Source organism: Nostoc sp. CmiVER01, assembly GCF_034531135.2.
Taxonomy (GTDB): Bacteria; Cyanobacteriota; Cyanobacteriia; order Cyanobacteriales; family Nostocaceae; genus Nostoc.
The window spans coordinates 1-22657 of the sequence record NZ_JAVRBU020000032.1; the positions used below are offsets into that span (position 1 = coordinate 1).

Below are 22657 nucleotides of genomic sequence, written 5' to 3' on the forward strand. Positions count from 1 at the left end.
CCCCTTTATAAGGGGGGATTAAGGGGGGTAAAAATGTGATTAAAAGCACAAGATACCACTTTTCAAACATCCTCTTAGACTCCCTACCAATTAGCCAGTAGTATCATGAATTCTGGGGCTATCTTCTAAAGAAGACTGATTGAGTCCACTTGAGTGGATTTGCGCTATTAGCCAGAGAATTCATTCTCTGGCGGTATAACTTATAGAATTCGAGTGAGAGATTCCCAAATAAGACTTGTAGATTCAGTTAATGTATGCAGTTATCTAGTTAATGAACTGTCCCTCTCAATGATTCAGCATCAACGGGTTTAATGAGGTAAGTCTGCAATAGATGCCCAACAATGGAAGCGATCAAGGGCAATTTTTGGCAGAATTTTACAACTGGTGAGCGATTGCTGTTATTAATCTCTGCTAGTTTAAAATTAAGGTCAGAACACTTTTCTAACCGCCGGAAGAACTCTGGATGATTTGTATTCAAAATCAGGGGAAATGCCCGTGCAGCAGTGTTATTCGTCTCTTGAATGACTCTGGTATTATATTCGCGCGGATCTATCCCAATGGATTGATAAAACGTGGCGCGTTCAAACACTGTCAATGTATGAGTAGCAAAAACACTCAATAAAAAGAAACGCACCCATAATCTAGCTCTCCAATTGTTCCATAGTTGAGGTTGCGATCGCAGCAGTGCTTTAAAGAAATCTCCATGTCGATTTTCATCCTGACACCAACTTTCAAACTTACGGAATAGTGGATAAATTTGATGTTCTGGATGTTTCTCCATGTGCCGATACACCAAGATATAGCGCCAGTAGCCAATTTTCTCAGACAGGTAGACTGTGTAAATAATCCACTCTGGCGGAAAGAAGGTATAAGTGCGATTTTTGGTTAAATAACTTAAGTCGAGGGAAAGATTAAAATCTGCCATTGACTTATTTAAAAATCCTGCATGGCGTGCTTCATCCCGCGCCATAAAATTAAAAGCATCCGCCAAAATCGGATTGCGGTTTTTCAGACGGCGTGATAGCTCTTTAAACAGCAGAAACCCAGAAAACTCTGAGGTACAGGAACGTTCCAAAAAGTCAATAAAAGCAACGCGTGTTTCTCCATCAATGTGATCCCAACACTGCTGAAATTCTTCATCACGGACAAAGTGATGACGGTTATAGTCGGCTCGTAACTCCTCTACAATTGCCAGTAACTCAGCTTCCTGGGACGAAATATCTAATTGCGCCGCAGCTTCAAAGTCAGTAGTATAAAATCGTGGTGTTAATAATGTTTCTTGAACAGGCGCTTTTACACCTGGTTTTAGCAACTCAGGTTGGGGAGCCAGCGCGGTCTTGGGGGTTTCCCCCATGAGCGACTGGCGTTCGGTTTCCAGAGACTTAACCATAAGAATCCTTCGATTATTTCATGCTTTAAAAGTTATCTAAGCATAAATAGTTGTTTGTAGACATCAGTTAAATTATTGAGAGTAAATTGTGAGAAATAAACTTATTACCCGTTGTTTCAGGAGAGTTTAAATGCCTATTGCACAATCAGTTTTGTTACTACTTAACTAGGATGTGTCTAAGGGTGAAAATCAGAAAAATATAAATAAATACTAATATCTTTATCCTTATATATAAATTAATAGTTAAATAATCTTAGAAGAAATAAAAATAGCTGGGATTTACATCGGCAGTGGTACTTGCCAGATAGAGTGATGCAGATCCATCTCTAAACCTAAAATAACAATCTTTTAGCTGGCACTGGCAGGCATCCTAAGTCGGTGAATGCCCAGAAGCCTTGCCTTGAAAGTAAAGGAAGCAACAATGAGTAGTAATCTAGCTATTAAACTGCGCTCTGGAACTCAACAGTCCCACACCTCAGCAGAAAATGTGGGATTTATGAAATGTTTTCTGAAAGGAGTTGTGGATAGAGACTGCTTCGCCAAATTCTTAAGCAACTTGTATTATGTCTACAGCGAACTAGAAGCAGCATTAAAGAGCCATGTAGAGCATCCTGTGATTAGTGCGGTTTACTTCCCCGAACTTAATCGCCAATCTTCGCTCGAAAAAGACATGGTGTTCTATTATGGGGATAATTGGAGAGAGCAAGTTACACCCTCACCGGCTACCCAAAAATACATTAACCGCATTCGGGAAATTTCTATTAGTGAACCAGCCTTATTGTTAGGTCATGCCTATACTCGCTACATGGGCGATCTTTCTGGGGGTCAAATGCTACAAAAAGTTGCTCAGTCAGCCCTGAAGCTTTCTGGCTATGAAGGCACATCCTTTTACAATTTTGAGCAAATTCCTGACAAAAAGGCATTTAAGGATAAGTATCGTCAGGCATTAAATGAATTACCAGTTGATGATATAACAGCAGAACGGATTGTTGCAGAAGCTAATAATGCCTTTGGATTAAATTTACAAATAGCTCAAGAGTTAGAAGGAAGTTTAATTAAAGCACTCGGTCAAGTTATGTTTAATAGCCTAACTAATTAGTCATTTGTCATTTGTCACTCTTTCCCATTCCCCACTCCCTACTCCCTTCATTCATTGGAAAGCAACTCAATGGTTTTTCTATTACCTGGTGTCAAGTTTGATCTGGATTTGATTCAAAAGTACGATACTCGCGCACCTAGATATACCAGTTACCCGCCTGCTACAGAGTTAAGCGAAACATTTACTGAAACTGATTTTAAGGCCGCGATCGCAGCCTCGAATCAACGTAAAACTCCTATGAGTTTGTATTTCCACATCCCCTTTTGCCAAAGTGCTTGCTACTTCTGCGGCTGTAACACGGTAATTTCTAACAACAAGAATATTGCTAAACCTTACGTAGAATCTTTAGCTCAAGACATCAAAAACACCGCAGCTTTAATCGATCGAGACAGAAAAGTGCTGCAAATCCACTGGGGAGGCGGTACTCCTAATTACTTGGATCGTGACCAAATAGAATTTTTATGGAAAAACATCAATCGCCATTTCAACATCGATCCACAAGCAGAAATCTCAATTGAGGTTAATCCTCGCTATATTGATAAAAACTACATTTTCTTTTTAAGAGAAATTGGGTTTAACCGGATTAGTTTTGGCATTCAAGATTTTAATAGCCAAGTTCAAGTAGCTATAAATCGTGTCCAGCCAGAAGAAATGCTATTTGATGTCATGAGTTGGGTTAAAGAAGCTAAGTTTGAAAGTGTGAATGTAGACCTTATTTATGGTTTACCTTATCAAACCCGCGAAACATTTCGGGAAACATTGAAAAAAACTGTTGAGTTAGATCCTGACCGAATTGTTGTCTTTAACTTTGCATATATACCGTGGATCAAACCTACACAAAAAAATATTCCTCAAGAGGCATTACCCGCAGCAGAGGAAAAGTTAAAAATTCTGAAAATGACCATTGAAGAATTGACGAATAACCAATATCTATTTATTGGGATGGATCATTTTGCTAAAACTAATGATGAACTAGCGATCGCTCAACGCAATGGCACTCTCAAACGCAATTTCCAGGGCTACACTACCCACGCTGAGACAGAATTGTTTGGTTTTGGTTCTACATCCATCAGTATGTTAGAAGATGCTTATGCTCAAAACCACAAGGAATTAAAGGATTATTATAACACAATTGCAGCAGGTGCTTTACCTGTTAGCAAAGGTATCAAGCTTACTCAAAATGACATCATCAGACGCGATGTGATTATGAGTATTATGTCTCACTTTCATTTGCATAAGCAAGACATTGAAAATAAATATGATCTCAAATTTGATGAATATTTTTCTGACGAACTAGAGGCGTTAAAACCACTAGAAGCCGATGGTCTAGTTAGTTTATCAAAAAATCAGATCCAGATTACAGATATCGGTAGATTACTAGTCAGAAATATTGCCGTCATCTTTGATACTCATACAAGAACACGAGAGACAAAATTTTCTCGTGCTATTTGATACCATTTATGCTAATGTCCGCTATATATTATCCCCTCAATCTATCTTGACTATCTTGAGAATTACAATTGGGGGGATTTAAATAAGGCGATCGCCATTTTTAAGTGTTGTTATCGTAAAGAATTAATATAAGTTCTGCTAATTCCGAGTTACCAATTATTTTAATTCATCTCCAAAAAGTTAGATTATTTTTTACATCTTCAGGTAGATACAGAAAAATATAATTTTCAATGTCTAGACTGGTGTATTTAATAATTCCTGATTTATCCGATCAATTTTGATTTATGTATAGAATAAAAATGCCAATTTCCATCAGAATCTTGATGTAAAGTTTTTTGTCTAACTTTTGGATTTAGCATTTATCCCATCTGGTAGAAAGAATTATGAATCAGAGTTGATAACTTAGATACAAGTGAGATTGTTGAGGCCGTTATGAGTATTCTTGCTTGGGTAGTTTTAGGACTTTTGGCAGGTGCCATAGCTAAAGCTATTTATCCTGGTTATCAAGGTGGTGGAATTCTCTCCACAATGATTTTGGGTATAATTGGGGCTTTCGTTGGTGGAAGTCTGTTTACCTTACTACGAACAGGAACTCTGCAAATAACTGCGGCTGGCGCTGGTTTAACTATTCCAGGTATTTTAGTAGCTGTGATCGGCGCAATTGTTGCTATTTATCTGTGGGGATTAATCAGAAGAAGCAGCAATGTTTAATGGCTGATTGGCAGTTATCGACACTAACATGACTACCGTATTTTATTGGTCTTCTAGTGAACTAGTTTGAGAAGCTATTAAATCTCAAATTACCTAAATGTTGAAAAATGCTAGAAGACAATAAAATAGTTTGTTAATTCTGTAAAATCATAATTTTTGGAAGTGTAAATCTATGTTTTTTCACAAAAAAGAGCCTATTCATGCAGTTAACGTTACTGAACCAAACCCTCGTTTTGCTCAGTTGCTTTTAGAGCAGTTTGGCGGAGCTACTGGAGAACTTAGTGCAGCACTTCAATATTGGGTTCAATCCTTCCATGTTGAGAATGCTGGAATTAAAGACATGCTTCAAGACATTGCAATAGAAGAATTCAGCCATTTAGAAATGGTTGGTAAACTGATTGAAGCTCATACTAAAAATACGGATCAAACAGAGGCTTATAAGAGTACTCTGTTTGCAGTGCGAGGAATTGGTCCTCATTTTTTAGATAGTCAAGGTAATGCTTGGACTGCAAGTTACTTGAATGAAGGTGGAGATGTAGTCCGTGATTTGAGAGCTAATGTTGCGGCTGAAGCTGGCGCTCGTCAAACTTACGAAGAGTTAATAAAGTTGGCAACTGACAAAGGAACCCAAGAAACTTTAGTTCATCTGTTAACACGAGAAATTTCTCATACCCAGATGTTTATGAAAGCTCTAGATTCGCTAGGTAAGTTGACAGATCCTTTCTTTGGTAATATTAAGCCAGATGAAACTGTTGCTCTTTACTACAACCTATCTACAGACGGTAATGGTCAAGATGAGCGTGGGCCTTGGAATTCTGAGCCAACATTCAAATACATTGCGAATCCGTTAGAAAGTCACTCTTAATTTAATAGATTGCAGTTAGAGCTTCTTAGAAATTCTCAATTATAAGGTGGGCTGTTTGCCCACCTTATTTAGCGATGCCCTAGCAATGGCTAAACTATTTGTCTACGTTAGGGATTCTTGAGGGATAATTTAGCTTTTTCCAACTTAAAAGCAATCTTAAATCATTTGTGAATAACAAAATTCCCGATTTCTTAGAGAAGTCGGGAATCTCAGTCGATAAGTATTTGCTGATATTGATTTGGATGTAACACGCACTTTGGATATATCTCTCTGTGCGATATTAAAATTAGGCTACAGTGAAGAAGTCAGAGCGATCGCCTCTTCAAATCTACCCCGACGTTTCTGAATTCAGAAATTAATTCAACTCAAAATCAAAACTAAGAATCAGGAGATTGATTTGTGATTGTCAACGCTACGCCAAATGGTTGGGAAGTTATTTATCACCGCGCTCATGCTTTATTAGCAGCTCAACTTGCAGGACAATGGCGGCGTAAAGATGCTCCGGTAAGGTTATATGAAACTGTCGCTGCAATTTCCCATCATGATGACCTAGAAAAAGAGTGGCAAGAGGACATTCTTACTGAAGTCGGTGCGCCAAAGGACTTTATGCTCTCTTCAAAGGCCGATGTACGTGCTAGCATCCAGAAATTGGCTGATTTGGCAAATAATGCCCGCTACCGAGGACGGTGGGTGGCTCTACTAATTTCTATGCACATTAGCCGTTTAAATGAGTCAAGCCGGGGTCAGTTTCCAGAACTAGACAAACTTTTAGATGAGCAACTGCAAAACCAGCGACGTTGGCGCAAAGAATTAGGCATCGAAAAGGAAGAAGTTGATGCAGCCTATGCATTCATGCAATGGTGCGATCGCCTATCTCTCATTTTATGTCAGCAAGAACTACCTGATGATGAGCGATTTTTAGAAATTAGCAAGGGCCCTGATGGTCAACGTTATGACATCATGCAGCGTAGCGATAACTTGGTTGTTGTCAAACCTTGGCCCTTTGAGAACGAAAAATTTACAGTCAACATTGAAGCCTGTGACCTCTCCCAAGTAAAATTTGAGAACAGTGCTGAACTAACTCAAGCACTACAAGAAGCTCCTATCAAGGTACTAGAGTGGACATTCGTTAAGAGTTAGATAGTTGTTGCCGTGTCATATTAAAGAGCCAGAGAAGTAACTTTCTGGCTCAAGGCTGGAGACAAAATAATTATCAAATAAAAGGCTTAGGTAATAACCTAAATTCTTCCCAGGTTATGCAGTCCTAAAATAACGCCCACTCCTAAGATATGACCAAAAGCAGTAGTTGCTAAAAGGGCTGGTAAACCAAAACCCCCAAAGAAATTGGCTGAGGGTAGTGCTGGTTCTGCGTTGGGATATTTGATGGTAGATTTACCAAAGGCAATGGCAACGATATTAACGATAATCATAATCAGTGCAACTGTCGGACTCCATTGCAGAGGTGTGGTTGCGGCAGCGAGTAAGGTTGAAGTAAACACCTGATTTGCTCCTGAAATTTATTAATGATTGCAAATATAATCTGAGACTTTCCGAAGCAAATTCCAGAAAGTACCCGATTTTGCATCAATATTTAACACTTATTCTTACTACTTAATACAACGTGAGTTCAAGCAAGAGACAGGCAAAAATGACCCTATCAAAAACTTCTGTGGAATGAAAAGGGCTTGGACTTCCACCTTGTGGTACTACTTTCTCTAACCTAACGCGCCTATATATTGCAGCATTTCCCATGTAAACCGTCATTAGTCATTAGTCAAAAGTCAGTAGATCGAAAACTTTTATAAGTTGACGAAATAATCAGGGTTTCAGCCGACGTTTTGGGGTTGACGATCGCGATCGCTTGCACTGCACTCTTAACCCACCAACAATGCCCGTTCCTTGAAAAGCAGACTCCAACAGGATTCCGGCAGACTATGTTCCTAAACTCAAATGAACGGCTCTTCAGGCTTCTGGAAAACTTTTCGATCTACTGAAAGTGTTTACCGATTGCACTTTGGACAAATGACAACCTCACTAGTGGATGTGCAATGTTTATTTACGTAACAGCTTACAAGAGGCTGTGTATGCCGCCGTTTCTTCTGTGTGTCAAACTCAAGTTAATGCATGTATCTAGGAGATTATATCTCCATAAATAAGACGAAAACTATAATATTTATCTATCAAAAGCATTAAATATTTTTAACTAAAATAGCGATCCAGATTGAAGCAAGAGAGTTGCTGAAGCTAAAAGTACCTATTTATAGGCTTTCCAATAGTTTTACTCTCACAAATTATTTAGAAATTGTATAGAGAAAATATAATTTTCATCTATCAAAAGTATGAAATTCCAAGATAAAAAATTTCTCTATCTAAAGAAATTAAATATTTGTATTTATTCTAATAGTATACTTCTGGCAGAAGATGTAAAAAAATATTAGGCATAGTAAATTAAAATCAATATTAATCAAGGTTCCTAAACAATTTGGGTCAGTGTGCTATACACGAGTTTGGAACAGCTTAAAACTTTGTTAAAATCAGCAACACACAAACTATGAACTCTATCACCGAAAAACGTATCGCCTTGATTTCCGTCCACGGAGACCCGGCGATTGAAATAGGGAAAGAAGAAGCTGGGGGACAAAATGTTTATGTGCGTAACGTGGGTGAAGCACTAGCGCACCTGGGATGGCAAGTTGATATGTTTACTCGCAAAGCGAGTCTGGAGCAAGACTCGATTGTTGAACACAGCGAAAATTGCCGCACTATTCGTTTAAAAGCTGGCCCGCTTGAGTTTGTGCCGCGAGATGAAATTTTTGAATTTCTGCCAGAATTTGTGGATAATTTCCTCAAATTTCAAGTAAAAAATGGCATCAAATACGAGTTAGTTCACACTAACTATTGGCTTTCTAGTTGGGTGGGGATGCAGTTAAATAAAATCCAACATAGTAAACAGGTTCACACCTACCACTCCTTAGGAGCAGTCAAGTATAACACTATAGATAATATTCCTCTGATTGCTAGTGTGCGATTAGCAGTAGAAAAAGAGGTGTTGGAAAAAGCAGAGCGAATTGTAGCGACAAGTCCGCAAGAACAGGAACACATGCGATCGCTAGTTTCCACTAAAGGTAATATCGACATCATTCCCTGCGGTACAGACATTGAGCGCTTTGGCTCGATTGGACGAGAAGCAGCCAGGGCTAAATTGGGAATTGATAAAGAAGCCAAAGTAGTATTATATGTAGGGCGTTTTGATCCACGCAAAGGTATAGAAACCTTGGTACGTGCAGTAAATGAGTCTTCGCTACGTGACTCCGAAAATCTTCAGCTAATTATTGGCGGTGGTAGTACTCCAGGTAACAGCGACGGCATTGAGCGCGATCGCATTGAGCAAATCGTCAACGAATTGGGGATGAGCAACTTTACCACTTTTGCTGGGCGTCTAAGTCAAGATATTTTGCCAACTTATTACGCAGCTGCTGATGTTTGCGTTGTTCCCAGTCACTACGAACCCTTCGGACTCGTAGCGATCGAAGCGATGGCAAGCGGTACACCAGTAATAGCAAGTGATGTCGGCGGACTTCAGTTTACTGTAGTTAATGAAGAAACTGGTTTATTAGCAGCACCACAAGATGTAGATGCCTTTGCATCTGCCATTGACCGAATTCTCCTAGCTCCAGAATGGCGAGACGAATTGGGTAAAGCTGGTAGAAAGCGCGTCGAAACTAAGTTTAGCTGGGATGGTGTAGCATATCAACTGAGTGAACTTTACAGTGAACTGTCGCAGCCACAACTAGTAGTGTCAACAGCAAAAGAACTAGTAGAATCAACAGCCGAATTAGTGCAATCAACAGCAAAAGAACTAGTGGAGTCAACAGTCGAATTAGTGCAGTCAGCAGCAAAACAGCCAGTTTTGGTTGCTAAATAATTCTCTTGGGTAACAGATAATGGTGAATGAGTAACTTGGAAGTAAGCAATAATTTTATTTTCCTAGTCGTCACTCACCATTACTCAATCATTTACAGCGTATTTCAGGTAAATGAAGTACATGCCCAGGGACACAACATGTTGTGTCCCTGCAATTAACCCGCACTTGATTTGAACCGTTAGGTAACGGAAGATCGCTTCTATCTATTTACACTTTCAAAACGCTCATGTCCAATGTGAACCTGCCACTCTACAACTCTAGCAGAGTCCGCTAACATCCCATCCAGCACACGGGGGCTACTGTTGACAATTGCTTGAGCCGCTTCTAAATTCTCCGCCTGAATGACCCACAGCCCTGTTCCATCATGGGGAAAAAACGGCCCACAGCACAGTAGTGTTCCTTTATCATACTGCTCACGAAACCAAGCCAGTTGATTTTGGTCATGTTCTGAGTGAGCGTTTTTATAGTCGTAATACTCTGGAACTGTTGCGACAACAACGGCAAAAAGTTGAGACATATCCTCTTGTTTACTGAGTGATTTGGGATGATGTTCAGATTTTATAAAAGAAAGCGATCGCTCTCCCCATTCTTAGAGTAAAACGGAAAGCGATCGCGCTCAAGCCTAAAAATCAGCAATTTAACCAAGATAAGGATATTGTGGCGGTTTGATTTTCAATAATTCTGTCCAGTATTTTATAGCATTATCTTTGGTGGTTTCGATATCACGCGATTTGTGAACTCTACCTATTTCCATTAGAAAATATGTAAGTTTAAGAGCAGTAAGGAAGTTGATTAATCCCACTGCTTTAAAATGTTGTAAAAATAAATGAAGCAGAATTTGTAGTTTCTGTCTGTGACGAAAATACATCCACCATTTCATTTGATGTATGGCAATGCTGGTTTGATAACCTAATATAGTTTCTACTTGGATTAATTTATTTTTAATTTGATGATAAAATTGTATTTCCTTGTCAAAATCATCTGCTTTCTGTGCATTAGCAGCATCATCAGCTAATTGATAAGCTTCACTAATTAACTTACCTGCCGTTTCTGCCTGCTGTTGAGTATAATCAAGTTTCATATATATAGTAGCTGCTGCTGATGCCAATTCTGTAAACTCCTCAGCATCATGTAACCAATATATTTGTGCTTGTAGTTCCCCTAATGTGGCTGCTAAACTTTCATTCATATTAAATCTAAGTTTTTCTCTAGGACAATCTGGTAGTGATAGACCATAGCAGTATTTTAGGTGTTAAGCGATGGATGCTTACGGCGACAAGCTACCACCCCCAGCAATCCCAATTCTGACCAATCCCCTACATTCTCCCCGTGTAGAGATACCCTATGGATTACAGTACATACATTGAGCTGGATTCGCAAATTCCATACCATTAGGAAATAGTTTTTCTTGATTAAAACCACATTTTTTACATTGATAAATTGCGGCCAGTGGTAAGGTGGTTGGGATCTGACAAAATTCACAGGGTAATCCCTGGATTATTTCAGTTATTTCAAAACCAGGGATATTACAATTTGGGCAACAACTGCTAATTTTATTGAGTAAATTATAAGTAGCTTTTGCAATATTTTTCATCCGAGTGGGATTATACATTGCCCGCATATCTGTCTCAATATTTACCTGCCTATTTGGGGAATTATGTAATGCATAATCAACTGATGTTATCAAATCTATTTCTTTTGTAATACCTTTCGTTATCTCATTACATCTATTGTCTAAATTTTCAAACCAGACAACTAATCCATGTTCTGGAAAACCAACTTTCTTAGCAAAAATATATGCCTCATCTAAATTTGTTATAATTTGATGATTAAAGTTAGTATCTGTAGAAATTTCCTGACCAATAATTTCTAGATTATTGATTTTATCTAAGAAAACAACTATTTCTCTATTACAGTAAATGTAAGGAACTAATGGATGGGGTGTAAAACTACCTTCGCTGGCGATCGCTAAATTTTCTCGTGTTAATTCTAAAGCTTTCTCTGCTTTTAATTTAGCTGCCGCAATTTGTGTTCCCGGACGTTTTACTTCTCTAGTAAATGTGCCAAAAATATCAGTATTAAAATCCTGTGGTACTATAACTTTAATGCCTAACTCTTGTTCTAATAGTGGAGCAATTACCTTTTCTTTTTGGTGCATTGTCGCCAACACAGCCAGACGATCATTAAATAATTGCTGGTCATTCATTCTGAGCTAATCCCTATTAGTTAAGTTTATAGCTTTTCGTAATTCTAGAACGGCTGATTCTTCTGATTTTATCACCGCAAACCAGCTTGAAACCCAAAGTCCCCTCATTAGGGCTTGCTCAATGAAAGTGTAATGTAGTTATGATAAGAGTTTCAAGCCTTTTTTCCAAGAAAAGTGCAATTTGTTATAACATCTAGAGTCTCAAAACCCTTGCACAATCCTTAGTGCTCGCTGGGTAAATTTGGCAACTGAGCTATTACAATTATGGGCTTGCAGTAAGCTCAGAACTTGCACCATTCCCAACAACCGCCTCAGAATGAATTCTGATGCTAATAGCTAAAGTCTTCTTCAGAAGACTCAATAAAGATCAGGGCGTTGCTGATTCTATGTATGAAAATGATTTTGCATAATACCAAAATCGTTGTAGAGACGCAGCAGTGCTACGTCTCTTCAATTCAGCTGAGAGTCTGTCTGAATAATAGATTTCTGTGTTAGCTATCACTAAACCAAGTAACCGCTATGATAGTTGAGGTCTGCTATGCTTTGACCAAACGAAAATAAAAGCATAGCGATCGCTACCATTTGAATGTTAACAACTAATCGCTTTGCAACCAGTTGACTTTACCACTCTCACAGCTGCTTGTAGCGAAATCCGCGCTAACTGGCTACCATCACGCTTAGAACAGGTTTACCAGCGCGATCGCTACACTATTGCGATGGCATTACGCACCCTGAAACAGCGAGATTGGCTACAAATTTCTTGGCATCCCCAAGCTGCACATATTTGTATCGGCGATCCACCACCGCGATCGCCAGATACCTTTACCTTTAGCCAACAACTGATACACCAATTGAATGGTTTAGCACTGGTAGCCATTGAAGCGATCGCCCCTTGGGAACGGGTTATTGATTTGCAATTTGCCCGTCGTCCCGGAGAAACCGCCCTATATCATGTCTATGCAGAAATCATGGGCAAGTATAGCAACGTCATTCTCACCGATGCCAACAATATAATTATCACTGCTGCTCATCAAGTTAGTCAGCAACAATCTAGTGTCCGTCCCATCCAAACCGGACAACCTTATGAAACACCGCCAAAACTGACTGGAACAGTCCCCAGTTTGAGCGAATCACAAGAACGTTGGCAAGAACGCGTAAGTTTAGTACCAGGAGCAATCAAGCGGCAATTGCTCAAAAGTTATAGTGGCTTGAGTGCTGCACTACTAGAATTAATGCTGCTAGAAGCAAATATCGCACCAGAAACATCCACCGATACTCTTAACCCCGACGACTGGCGACGGCTATTTGAACATTGGCAAGAATGGCTGCAAGCTTTGGATTCGGGTAAATTTCAACCTGCTTGGACAAAAGATGGCTACAGCGTCATGGGTTGGGGTGCAGTTGAAAAGGTCAAAAATATCCAGGAGTTACTCAACCGCTATTACAGTAACCAAATTGACCAACAATTATTTTCTCAATTGCGCCACCAGTTGAGTCAAAAATTGAATAATATTCTGGCGAAATTACGCAATAAGGCTCAAACCTTTAAGACGCGCTTGCAGCAATCAGATCAAGCTGATGAGTATCGGCAGAAAGCTGATTTGTTGATGGCTCATTTGCAAAACTGGGAACCGGGGATGAAAGAAATTATCCTTGCTGATTTTGATACAAATTTGCCAGTAGCGATCGCTCTCCAGCCAGATAAAAATGCCGTCCAAAATGCCCAAAGTCTTTACAAACAGCACCAAAAGCTCAAACGCGCTCGTGCTGCCGTCGAACCGCTACTATTAGAAGTGCAGACAGAAATTGACTATTTAGAACAAGTAGAAGCTGCGATCGCTCAGATAGACACCTACCAAACAGCAGAAGATTTGCGAGCTTTAGAAGAAATCCGCGAAGAGTTGATTGGACAAAAGTATTTAGAAGATCCAGAATATCGCAGCCGCAGTGCTAATGAACCCCCCAGCACCAATTTTCATCGTTATGTTACCCCCAACGGCTTTGAAGTATTAATCGGTCGCAACAATCGCCAAAATGACCAATTGACCTTTCGTGTAGCTGGGGATTATGACTTATGGTTCCACGCTCAAGAAATTCCGGGGAGCCATGTGCTATTACGTCTAGAACCCGGTGCTGTTGCAGAAGAAGCTGATTTGCAATTTGTAGCTAATCTTGCCGCCTACTACAGTCGCGCCCGTCAGAGTGAACAAGTGCCAGTAGTTTACACTCAGCTAAAACACGTCTACAAACCCAAAGGAGCAAAACCGGGGATTGCAATTTACAAGCAGGAAAGCATTCTCTGGGGAAAACCACAAATGGTCATTAGTCATTAGTCATTGGGCATGGGAAAGAGGACTTAAGAACAAGGAGAATTGGGGACAAGGGGAAAGACTTGTTGGAAATTCTAAACTTTTGTCCCCTTGTCCCCTTGTCCCCCTCATCTCCCTCTGCCCCCCTGCCTCCCCTGCTCCCCCTGCTTCTCTACTCTTTTTCTACCCTGCGATTTGCTGAATTATCCTGATAGATAGAAGCTTTTAAGCTTTATTTGAATATTTTTTGATGAAGTTTCACGAAAAATCTGTGTTGACTGTTACAATATTGTTAAGAAAAGTTGCCCGTTGCATTTTGGGAACGCGCAATTGGGTTTTAACTCTCTTGAGAAGACAACGCAAAAAAACATTTTATAGACCGGCTGTGGGAGGCTGGTCTTTTTGTTTTTTAATCAGTGCGTTCTGATTTATCCCAACTTTACCTCTATAGATTACAATACGCTTGGGTTAAGCAAAGCGCAACCCAACAAAGCCTTGATAATGTTGGGTTTCGTTCCTCAACCCAATCTACTAGCGTGGCAAGCTTAATTTATTGGGTTGAATAATTCTGTTAATGATTGGATTTTGGTTTTTGTAATTTTTTTAAACCCAACATTTTAAGCATGTCACGCTACTACACTAGTTTTATTTTTTAGCCTTAACCCAAGCGTATTGGTATAAATTAGGCAAAGATGTCCAAAAATAGTCAACATGGCCTAAAATCACCCATCTTTACACCAATAACAAGCGCTGAAATAGAGTTATTTAGATAAACAAGAAACCCCTGAACGCTAAGGCTTTCAGAGGTTTTTATGATTATGCCAGGAACCGGACTTGAACCGGTGACACGAGGATTTTCAGTCCTCTGCTCTACCAACTGAGCTATCCCGGCTGGGGCTTTTATGAGCCACGATTAATAAATGTAGCAAACATCCAACAAAATAGCAAGCCTTTGGAGAAAAAACATTTATGCGGCTTTCAAATTTAGCTTAAACCAGATGAAAACGGCTACAAATAGCAGAAATTGAACAAGAACAATACTTGGCCCAGAAGCAAAGTTAAAAATACCTGACACAATGATGCCAGCAATGCTGCTAATGGAACCAACTATCACCGACATAACCAGAAAGCGGCTAAAGTGATGACTCATCAGTTTGGCGGTAGAGGCGGGAATAACCAAAAAGGCATTCACCAGTAAAACGCCAACAGCTTTAATCGCTACAGCAACAGCGAGTGAAAGCAAGACCACAAACACATAGCGGTACAACTGGACGGGAATACCTTGAACTTGCGCTACATCGGGGTTAAGGGTTAATAAAATTTGCTGCCGCAGGGTTGATAATAAAAATATGCTGCCTCCCACAAGTACTAGCAGCGTCAAAATCAAATCTGTATTATTGATCGCTAGAATATCGCCGAACAGCACAGCCATCAAGTTGCCACGATATCCTTTAATTAGGCTAGTGAGAATCACACCGATCGCTAATGCTCCAGATAGCACTATGCTAAGGACGCTATCACTACCTAAGTCGGTTTTGTCGATGAAGTAGAGGACAATAACCCCAAAAACCAACGTGAAAGGTAACAGCATCCAAGTCGGATTTATTTGTAGCAGCACACCTAACGCTACACCTACTAATGCTGCATGACCAACCGCGTGGCTGAAAAAGGACAACTGGCGCAAGGTAACAAAACTACCCAACATCCCGCCAAGTATTCCCATTAACACAGCACCGACGATCGCACGCTGCATAAAGGGGAATGTTAACAAGCTTACCAAGTCATTGCTACTGGCGATCGCTAGCCTTGCTATCTGATAATCATTAAAGAAATTCATACTTGTGGGTATTAATGTTGATGCTGGTAACGACTAAAACCTGGGCCGTAGGTTGCTAACAGGTTTTGCGGTGAAAGGGCAATTTCTGGCTTACCAGTACAAACAATACTTTGGTTCAGGCAAAGCACGCGATCGCAATGGCGATTTACCATATCAATATCATGAGAAACTTGCAGTACTGTCCAACCCTCCTGACGCTTTAATTCATTTAGCAAAGCATAAAAATCTGCTGAACCTTGCACATCAACGCCAGCAAAGGCTTCATCGAGTACCAAGAGTTTGCGAGGCATTACTAAACAATAAGCCAATAAAACCCGCTTGAGTTGACCACCGCTAAGAGTACCAATAGCTTGATGCTGTAAATGATAAGCATCGGTTCGCCGTAAAGCTTCTTCTACTGCTGCCGATTTTTCTCGGTCTTGTCTCCACAGCCGAGAGAAAAATAAATCCCCTTTTTTCCCTTCCTTGTCCCATCCAAGTCCTACTAACTCGCTGACAGAAATGGGAAAGCTGCGGTCAAAGATGAAATTTTGCGGCATATAGCCCAACAAGTGACGTAAACGCCCCAGCCTTACAATTGGACGACCGAATATTTGAATCGTACCAGCACTTCGAGGTATCAAATCTAAAACCGCTTTTACCAGAGTACTTTTACCAGCACCATTAGGGCCAACGATGGCTGTATCTGTTCCTGGCAATAATTCAAAAGAAACATCTCGAATAGCTAGATAGCTGCCTTGATAGACAGTTAATCCTTCTACTTTTAAAATAGCAATGTCATTAGTCATTGGTCATTAATCATTGGTCATTAGTCATTAGTCATTGGTCATTAGTCTTTTGCAAAGGACAAATGACAAACCTATTTACATGCCGTTTGCAGAGTTTGCAAGTTAGCCTTCATAGCCTTGAAATAATACTGTGGATCTGTTTCGCCAGTTTCTAAAGAATCCAAAGGACGCAAAGTTAATTTTAAATCTTTGGAAAGGCTGGATAAAAGTTTGTTATCTACTCCGGGTTCACTAAATAAAGCTTTAACTTTGTACTTTTTCACTGCATTGACTGCATTTTGCACATCCGTTGGTGAAAGCTGATCTTCGGGAATCTGTACCACAGCAACTTGCTTGAGATTGTAACGTTTAGCTAAATATGGAAACGCATCATGAAAGGTAATAAAGGTACAACTAGGAGTTTTTTGCAAAGTCTGTTGAAATTCGCTGTTTAAACTTTCTAATTCTTTAATATAAGTCGCAGCATTCGCCTCATAAGTTGCTTTGTTCGCTGGGTCAGCAGCAATTAATCCATCTCGAATATTAGTTACCTGCTGTTTTGCCAAAATTGGATCTAACCAAACGTGAGGATTACCTTGGGTATGTTCCTCGTCTTTTTCCTCTTGGGACGTTTTTACAACGGGTGAAATTTCATTTAAGGGTTTAATACCAATACTTGCATCAATTTCGGCTAATTTGCTATTTTGGGCATTTTTAACAGTACTCTCCAGAAATCCCTCCAAACCTAAACCATTTTTTACTAACACATTCGCAGTTGCGATCGCTTTGACATTTTGTGGTGTCGCTTGATATTCATGTACCTCCGTACCAGGTGGCACTAAAATTTCGACATCTGCCACATTCCTAGTTACTGCTTTAGTAAACAAATATATCGGCAAAAATGTTGTCACTACTTTAGTTTTTCCCGATTGCACCTGTGGCGTAGAAGCAGCTTCCTGCGCTTGCGGCGACTGTTCGGAAGTTGTTCCCTGATTCGGATTCGATTGACTACAGCCAGCAGTTATTGACAACATCAGCAAAGCAATTATCGGCAAGATGCCGCTTTTTTGCTTGCTTGTTCTAATTCCTCTACAATTCACAATCACATATTTTCTCCCCAAAACGGATGCTGACTCTGCCTCTGTCAAAATTCCTATTGACAAGTTTATACTATAATAATTCTCATTCTCATTTTAGGTACATAATATTATTTTGGGTTTCCTGTGCAATAAATAACAACAAAACTTTTTCAGACGGTACAACCCTCTGCAATTTAGTTTTCCCTGAATAATTAGAATTTCTTGACTTTTTTGTTAAAAAGGTTGCTTACTTCTGATAAGATTGCTGACAAATATTCTCATAAGATACACGTTTCAAAAACGTGGTTTGGGTGTGAGTTGGATATCAGTGTGAGGAGAGAAATGCAAAAATTCTGGAAATATCTGCTAGTTAGTCCAGCAGTCTGCGGTGTCATGCTATTTTTTGATACTGCTACATTTGCAAATGAAACATCGGGTAAGTCTGAAATCAATCAACCGCAAGTTTTAGCTAATCCAGATATAAGAGTTATAAACATAGCGCCAGATCAGCCAATGGCGCAAGTTACCTCCGTGTCTCAATTTTCTGATGTACAACCCACCGATTGGGCATTCCAAGCATTGCAGTCTTTAGTTGAACGTTATGGTTGTATTGCAGGATATCCAAACAGCACTTATCGCGGTAATCGGGCATTAACGCGGTATGAGTTTGCGGCTGGTTTGAATGCTTGTCTTGATCGGGTTAACGAACTTATTGCTACAGCCACTGGTGATTTAGTTAACAAACAAGATTTAGCCACATTACAAAAGCTGCAAGAAGATTTTGCAGCAGAACTGGCGATACTCCGAGGTCGTGTAGATGCAGTAGAAGCTAAAACTGGTGAATTGGAGGCGAATCAGTTCTCAACCACAACCAAACTGAATGGAGAAGTGGTAATAGCGATCGCGAATGTCATAGATGGAAATACAGTTAATGGTCAAAAAGTAAACCAAAATACTGTTCTTGCAGACCGGGTACGTCTGAACCTTGACACCAGTTTCACTGGCAAAGATTTACTCAGAACACGACTTCAGGCAACAAACCTAGACCCATTTTCTCAGACTGCTACCTTTACACCAGAAGGTGACTTCCGATTTGCTGGTGGTAACAACAGTAATGGAGTTGTGATAGACGCGCTGTTGTATCAGTTCCCTCTTGGTGATAAAACAGGCGTCACCTTAGAAGCAAATGCAGGTGCAATTGATGATTTCACTAATACAGTCAACCCTTACCTAGATGGGGACGGTGGTAGCGGTGCCCTTTCCCATTTTGGCACTCGCAACCCAATTTATTATCTAGTCAATGGGGCTGGTATAGGAATCAAACACGAGTTCAGTGATAACCTCGAACTAAGTTTCGGGTATTTAGCGAATGATTCTGCTAACCCTCAGCTAGGTTCTGGTCTGTTCAACGGTGCTTATGGTGCTATGGGGCAGTTAACTGTTAAGCCTAGTAACCAAATTACTCTTGGTTTGACCTACATTAATGCCTACAAAAATACTTTTTTTGCCAATGGTAGTGGTGGTAGCAATAACGCTAATGATATATTGCAGAATGCTTCCAGTAACTCCTACGGTATAGAAGCATCCTTTCAACCTAGCTCAAAATTTGTGATTAGTGGTTGGGCTGGCTTGACCAAAGCTCGCGTCCTTTCCGTTACTCCTGGCGATGCTGACATCTGGAACTATGCCGTCACACTGGCTTTCCCGGATCTTGGTAAAAAAGGTAATATTGCAGGCATTATTGTGGGTATGGAACCTAAAGTTACCAGTGTAAGCAGTTCTCTCAGCAATGAAGGTATCAACAAAGATCCAGACACTTCATATCACATTGAAGGTTTCTATCAATATAGCCTGAGTGACAATATCAGCATTACCCCAGGAATTATCTGGCTAACAGCGCCAGATCATAACAATCAAAACGATGATATCGTGATTGGTACAGTGAGAACCACATTCACTTTCTAATTTTCAAAATCTTACTTGAAGACGCAAATTTATTCTTTGTATCTTCACTTTTTTGGTTCAAAAATAAAACCCAGCAAAAAATGCTGGGTTTTATATCTTAAAAATACGAAGGAGATTGTTAGTTTTTGGACAAAGTTAATAGATTATTTTAAACTAACCTTGTTTTCCGTTTCACAAATGAACCAGCACTCATAACACCGAACACTAGCAAGCCCAATGTTGCAGTAGGTTCAGGAACACTAGCTAGTCTGTAGCTATGGTTATCAGTTTCAAACGCAAGACCAGTTGATCTTAAAACTACTTTATCAAAAGTCTCTCCTTTATCTGCTAACAAATTAACATAGACATTATTTACACTACCACTCTGTTCACCATTAGCTGGAGCGCCTGGAACATCTGCGCCACTAAATGTTTTTAGTAACTTGCCTCCGCTATAGACATCCACAAAGTTATATGTGTCTATTGACCCCCAGTAGAGACCAAAATAATCAATAGACTTAGCGAAGGTAATAGTTTCATCACCACTTCCTCGAATATTTTGAAGTCCTGAGGGCGCAACCGTTAGGTAGTTACTGGTATCACCAAAGGGGGTAGCATATTGACCATCTACGCTCCCTTTGACAATTCCATTGGTTGCAGAGTAAGTAACAAATCCGTTTGGATCGGTTGCTGTCCCTGAATTGAAGTTGATCGTTGTAGCTCCTTGAATATTAGTGTATTGACCTTCTCCTGCAACAGGTGTAGAACCCCCTTTAATTAGACTAACAGCACCAGCTGGGTTAGCACTCATGAAAACAACTGCTGTTCCAACTAAGGCTAATGATAATTTTTGTAGAGTAAACATTGATTTATTTGCTGAAGTATTTGATGTCCTTAGCTTGGCATGTAATGCTGTGTTTGTGTAGTAGATAGCAATTATTTTTACAAAAAAAAGTTATTTAGCCAATAACTTTAAAAACATCGAAATTCATTCATGTAAAGGCTTTTAAGGCAATTTCCTCGAAAATATTTAAGTGTATTTACTAAGGAAAATGTGCAGATAGTATAATTACTGAGTTTAATATATAAAACTATATTGCCACACTGGCTTTCCTGGTTGCTGGTAACAAAGGTAACATTAGATAGTATCGTGATTAGTAGAGTGAGAACCACATTTACTTTCTAATTTTAAAATCTTGCTTGAAGACATAAAGGACAAATTTGAGTCTTTTCTACGGTTCTAACAAAGAGTAGCGACTTGTTGATACACCAGCCTACTATCGTTAACACGAAATTAAATTATGTTGAGGTGTAGAGTTGGCTGTTGTGCAGTAAATTTTAAAGATGTATGCTCAAATTAACCATTTGTGTCTATATGGACTATTTTTTTAGTTTGTTGTCCAATTCAAAAATCAGGTTTGCACAGCAAATTCTTCTGGTTCTATTCCCAAATTTACCCAGCGAATTGCTTCACGCGCTGAATTCATATTTGGTGGAACCCGTAAGGCGTGAATAAAACTTGTGCTAGAGCAAGTCATTTTTAATAAATAAATTGATTCTTCATCAACATCAGCATCAATTTTTAATAGTGTGTATTCATGCCAAGTATCTAATTCAATAGCTTGCAATTCTTGGCAAATTCTGGTGTAACCGATACCCTGAATTAGTACTCGCCGTAGTTCGGCGTTCTCTTCTGTTAAAAGCCATTGAGATTGCCATTGCTGGGGGTGGACTTTACCGTATTTTTCAGGTAAAGTTACACCGTGATGGGAATACAAACTATATCCATCGGTAAATTCAATGGCGGGTTCGCCTTCAGCGTGGAGGCGATTTTGATTGTCGAAGCGCAGGTGAAGGGGGCGATCGCAGATGATACAAATATCATCATACGCAAACAACCAAGCACATTCTTGAATTAAGGATTGAAATACTTTCCATTCCTGTTGAGGATGAACAATGTTCAAAACAGATATACAGAAATCAAAAAACCCAATCATCGAATTACCGAGCTTTTCAGGTTCAAAGCAGCACTCAATAAGTTGAATTTTAATCCACCATGAATAATAATGTTCTACTAGTTTAGCACTAAATTTGCCCATTAAGTCGCGGAATATTTGATTATTGAAAGGATTGTCTGCCAGATAATCCAAACAGTTGATTAACTGCTTACATAGTTGGTTCCCAAGCTATTGATCAAGTGTTCTCGAAAGTTCTACAAGGAAATGAGTTGAAAATAACGTCGCTAAACTATTTGGTTCATAGTAATTGTCTAGAAAATCAGGAGGCAGTTGTTTTAGCATCCAGTTGCAAGCTGCATAAGGACTATCCTGAAAAAAAATTTTAGGCTGTTCATAGTTAATTGCAACATAGGCGGCTTTTACCGCTTTTGCCGCTTTTTCACGATCAATTCGCTCACTTGAAAGCGCGATCGCCACTTTTCCCGATAAACTGGAATCAAAGCCTCTTGCTCAGGCGTTAACTTCTCAATCAGCTACATATCGCCAACCTTCAGGCTCCTATTCCCGTTGAATTTTCACCATCCAGTCACCTTGGGGAATAGAAATAGCTTTATGCTCCTCATGGGCAAGTAATGCAAACTCTGAAAAGACACGCAAATAGAGTGTGCTATCTTTATCGTATAATTTTGGGTCTTCCTCAGTAATGCGATGCTTATGCCCTGCAACTTCGCCCTCGGTCAAAGTTAAGTGAGGTATTTTTTGTCCTTCAATTTGCTGCACAGGCAGTAAGATTACATCACCTTGACGAATCGGTTTCATGGTTTTGCTTTCCTGGCATGGGTACAAACCCCATTTCGCTTTTGCTCTCAAGTTTGGTTTAATCTTGGCACAAGCTCTTAAAGATTGGGGATTGGTTAGGAGTTATGAGTTATGAGTTATTATTCTCCCCCTGCTCCCCTGCTCCCCTGCTCCCCTGCCCCTCTGCTTCCCCTGCTTCCCCTACTTCCTCATCTCTCACTCCCCATTCCCCAATGATATTTTGAAAACTGTAGTCGCCAATTATGCGTTAGATAAGTTAAAGATTGAAATAGCTGGAAATTCACACCCAGCGTTCT

19 protein-coding genes, 1 tRNA gene and 1 pseudogene are annotated in these 22657 nt (G+C 39.8%); 8 read left to right on the plus strand and 13 right to left on the minus strand.

The genetic code is table 11. The features are described 5' to 3' along the window. Positions 1–268 precede the first annotated feature (268 nt). Positions 269–1354 carry a magnesium-protoporphyrin IX monomethyl ester (oxidative) cyclase gene (gene acsF, locus RMZ43_RS34030; RefSeq protein WP_322654402.1) on the minus strand — a complete coding sequence of 362 codons (1086 nt, stop codon included), beginning with the start codon at positions 1352–1354 and terminating at the stop codon, positions 269–271. A 457-nt stretch (positions 1355–1811) separates the two neighbouring features. Between acsF and RMZ43_RS34035 the strand changes: the two genes are divergently transcribed. From RMZ43_RS34035 to RMZ43_RS34055, 5 genes are all read left to right on the plus strand, one after another. Further along, positions 1812–2489, plus strand: coding sequence for a heme oxygenase (biliverdin-producing) (locus RMZ43_RS34035; protein WP_322654400.1), 678 nt, complete (start codon positions 1812–1814; stop codon positions 2487–2489). Between the two features lie 69 nt (positions 2490–2558). Beyond that, positions 2559–3941, plus strand: a complete 1383-nt coding sequence (hemN, locus tag RMZ43_RS34040; RefSeq protein WP_322648466.1) for an oxygen-independent coproporphyrinogen III oxidase — start codon at positions 2559–2561, stop codon at positions 3939–3941. 432 nt (positions 3942–4373) lie between these two features. Beyond that, the gene (locus tag RMZ43_RS34045; protein WP_322648467.1) at positions 4374–4652 is read left to right on the plus strand and encodes a GlsB/YeaQ/YmgE family stress response membrane protein; all 279 of its coding nucleotides are present in this window, start codon (positions 4374–4376) and stop codon (positions 4650–4652) included. Positions 4653–4824: 172 nt separating this feature from the next. Then, positions 4825–5517: a manganese catalase family protein gene (locus tag RMZ43_RS34050; RefSeq protein WP_229484792.1), complete on the plus strand. Its 693-nt coding sequence runs from the start codon at positions 4825–4827 to the stop codon at positions 5515–5517. Positions 5518–5916: 399 nt separating this feature from the next. Further along, on the plus strand, positions 5917–6657 hold the full coding sequence (locus RMZ43_RS34055; RefSeq protein WP_322648468.1) for a DUF3891 family protein: 741 nt from the start codon (positions 5917–5919) through the stop codon (positions 6655–6657). 98 nt (positions 6658–6755) lie between these two features. Here RMZ43_RS34055 and psaK read toward each other — a convergent pair whose 3' ends face one another. Then, the gene (gene psaK, locus RMZ43_RS34060; protein ID WP_322648469.1) at positions 6756–7016 is read right to left on the minus strand and encodes a photosystem I reaction center subunit PsaK; all 261 of its coding nucleotides are present in this window, start codon (positions 7014–7016) and stop codon (positions 6756–6758) included. 1052 nt (positions 7017–8068) lie between these two features. On the opposite strand from psaK, the pseudogene RMZ43_RS34065 reads away from it, so the two are divergent. After that, positions 8069–9304: pseudogene (locus RMZ43_RS34065) on the plus strand (glycosyltransferase family 4 protein); the annotation flags it as partial. A 337-nt stretch (positions 9305–9641) separates the two neighbouring features. Here RMZ43_RS34065 and RMZ43_RS34070 read toward each other — a convergent pair. The 3 genes from RMZ43_RS34070 to RMZ43_RS34080 form a co-directional block, all read right to left on the minus strand. Further along, a complete protein-coding gene (locus RMZ43_RS34070) occupies positions 9642–9959 on the minus strand; it encodes a YciI family protein (RefSeq protein ID WP_322653803.1) in 318 nt (105 codons plus the stop codon). Positions 9960–10079: 120 nt separating this feature from the next. Then, a complete protein-coding gene (locus tag RMZ43_RS34075; protein ID WP_322653802.1) occupies positions 10080–10631 on the minus strand; it encodes a hypothetical protein in 552 nt (183 codons plus the stop codon). A gap of 153 nt (positions 10632–10784) precedes the next feature. Next, positions 10785–11648: a DUF6671 family protein gene (locus RMZ43_RS34080; RefSeq protein WP_322653801.1), complete on the minus strand. Its 864-nt coding sequence runs from the start codon at positions 11646–11648 to the stop codon at positions 10785–10787. Between the two features lie 605 nt (positions 11649–12253). Here RMZ43_RS34080 and RMZ43_RS34085 point away from each other — a divergent pair. Further along, entirely contained in the window at positions 12254–13981 is a 1728-nt protein-coding gene (locus RMZ43_RS34085; RefSeq protein WP_322653800.1) for an Rqc2 family fibronectin-binding protein, read from the plus strand. Between the two features lie 795 nt (positions 13982–14776). On the opposite strand, the gene RMZ43_RS34090 is transcribed toward RMZ43_RS34085, so the two are convergent. The 4 genes from RMZ43_RS34090 to RMZ43_RS34105 form a co-directional block, all read right to left on the minus strand. Beyond that, a tRNA-Phe gene (locus RMZ43_RS34090) sits at positions 14777–14849 on the minus strand. A gap of 75 nt (positions 14850–14924) precedes the next feature. Continuing rightward, positions 14925–15794 (minus strand): metal ABC transporter permease, encoded by an 870-nt coding sequence (locus RMZ43_RS34095; RefSeq protein WP_322653799.1) that lies wholly within the window; start codon positions 15792–15794, stop codon positions 14925–14927. Positions 15795–15805: 11 nt separating this feature from the next. Next, entirely contained in the window at positions 15806–16582 is a 777-nt protein-coding gene (locus tag RMZ43_RS34100) for a metal ABC transporter ATP-binding protein (RefSeq protein WP_322653798.1), read from the minus strand. A gap of 71 nt (positions 16583–16653) precedes the next feature. Then, positions 16654–17595: a metal ABC transporter substrate-binding protein gene (locus RMZ43_RS34105; RefSeq protein WP_322653805.1), complete on the minus strand. Its 942-nt coding sequence runs from the start codon at positions 17593–17595 to the stop codon at positions 16654–16656. Positions 17596–17982: 387 nt separating this feature from the next. Between RMZ43_RS34105 and RMZ43_RS34110 the strand changes: the two genes are divergently transcribed. Beyond that, positions 17983–19605 carry an iron uptake porin gene (locus RMZ43_RS34110; protein ID WP_322653797.1) on the plus strand — a complete coding sequence of 541 codons (1623 nt, stop codon included), beginning with the start codon at positions 17983–17985 and terminating at the stop codon, positions 19603–19605. Positions 19606–19753: 148 nt separating this feature from the next. Here the strand turns inward: RMZ43_RS34110 and RMZ43_RS34115 are convergent, their stop codons facing one another. The 4 genes from RMZ43_RS34115 to RMZ43_RS34130 form a co-directional block, all read right to left on the minus strand. Continuing rightward, a complete protein-coding gene (locus RMZ43_RS34115; protein ID WP_322648478.1) occupies positions 19754–20449 on the minus strand; it encodes a PEP-CTERM sorting domain-containing protein in 696 nt (231 codons plus the stop codon). Positions 20450–20996: 547 nt separating this feature from the next. Further along, entirely contained in the window at positions 20997–21734 is a 738-nt protein-coding gene (locus RMZ43_RS34120; RefSeq protein WP_322653796.1) for a DUF6745 domain-containing protein, read from the minus strand. A gap of 36 nt (positions 21735–21770) precedes the next feature. Then, complete coding sequence (locus tag RMZ43_RS34125; RefSeq protein WP_322653795.1) at positions 21771–22019, minus strand: hypothetical protein; 249 nt, start codon at positions 22017–22019, stop codon at positions 21771–21773. Positions 22020–22100: 81 nt separating this feature from the next. Further along, entirely contained in the window at positions 22101–22361 is a 261-nt protein-coding gene (locus RMZ43_RS34130; RefSeq protein ID WP_322648480.1) for a hypothetical protein, read from the minus strand. Positions 22362–22657: the final 296 nt, after the last annotated feature.

Coding starts and splice junctions, on each gene's coding strand:
- RMZ43_RS34115 (WP_322648478.1), bottom strand. CDS start 20,449: ATGTTTACTCTACAAAAATTATCATTAGCCTTAGTTGGAACAGCAGTT.
- RMZ43_RS34045 (WP_322648467.1), top strand. CDS start 4,374: ATGAGTATTCTTGCTTGGGTAGTTTTAGGACTTTTGGCAGGTGCCATA.
- RMZ43_RS34130 (WP_322648480.1), bottom strand. CDS start 22,361: ATGAAACCGATTCGTCAAGGTGATGTAATCTTACTGCCTGTGCAGCAA.
- RMZ43_RS34095 (WP_322653799.1), bottom strand. CDS start 15,794: ATGAATTTCTTTAATGATTATCAGATAGCAAGGCTAGCGATCGCCAGT.
- RMZ43_RS34035 (WP_322654400.1), top strand. CDS start 1,812: ATGAGTAGTAATCTAGCTATTAAACTGCGCTCTGGAACTCAACAGTCC.
- RMZ43_RS34100 (WP_322653798.1), bottom strand. CDS start 16,582: ATGACTAATGACATTGCTATTTTAAAAGTAGAAGGATTAACTGTCTAT.
- RMZ43_RS34080 (WP_322653801.1), bottom strand. CDS start 11,648: ATGAATGACCAGCAATTATTTAATGATCGTCTGGCTGTGTTGGCGACA.
- RMZ43_RS34050 (WP_229484792.1), top strand. CDS start 4,825: ATGTTTTTTCACAAAAAAGAGCCTATTCATGCAGTTAACGTTACTGAA.
- RMZ43_RS34075 (WP_322653802.1), bottom strand. CDS start 10,631: ATGAATGAAAGTTTAGCAGCCACATTAGGGGAACTACAAGCACAAATA.
- RMZ43_RS34070 (WP_322653803.1), bottom strand. CDS start 9,959: ATGTCTCAACTTTTTGCCGTTGTTGTCGCAACAGTTCCAGAGTATTAC.
- RMZ43_RS34105 (WP_322653805.1), bottom strand. CDS start 17,595: ATGTTGTCAATAACTGCTGGCTGTAGTCAATCGAATCCGAATCAGGGA.
- acsF (WP_322654402.1), bottom strand. CDS start 1,354: ATGGGGGAAACCCCCAAGACCGCGCTGGCTCCCCAACCTGAGTTGCTA.
- RMZ43_RS34110 (WP_322653797.1), top strand. CDS start 17,983: ATGCAAAAATTCTGGAAATATCTGCTAGTTAGTCCAGCAGTCTGCGGT.
- hemN (WP_322648466.1), top strand. CDS start 2,559: ATGGTTTTTCTATTACCTGGTGTCAAGTTTGATCTGGATTTGATTCAA.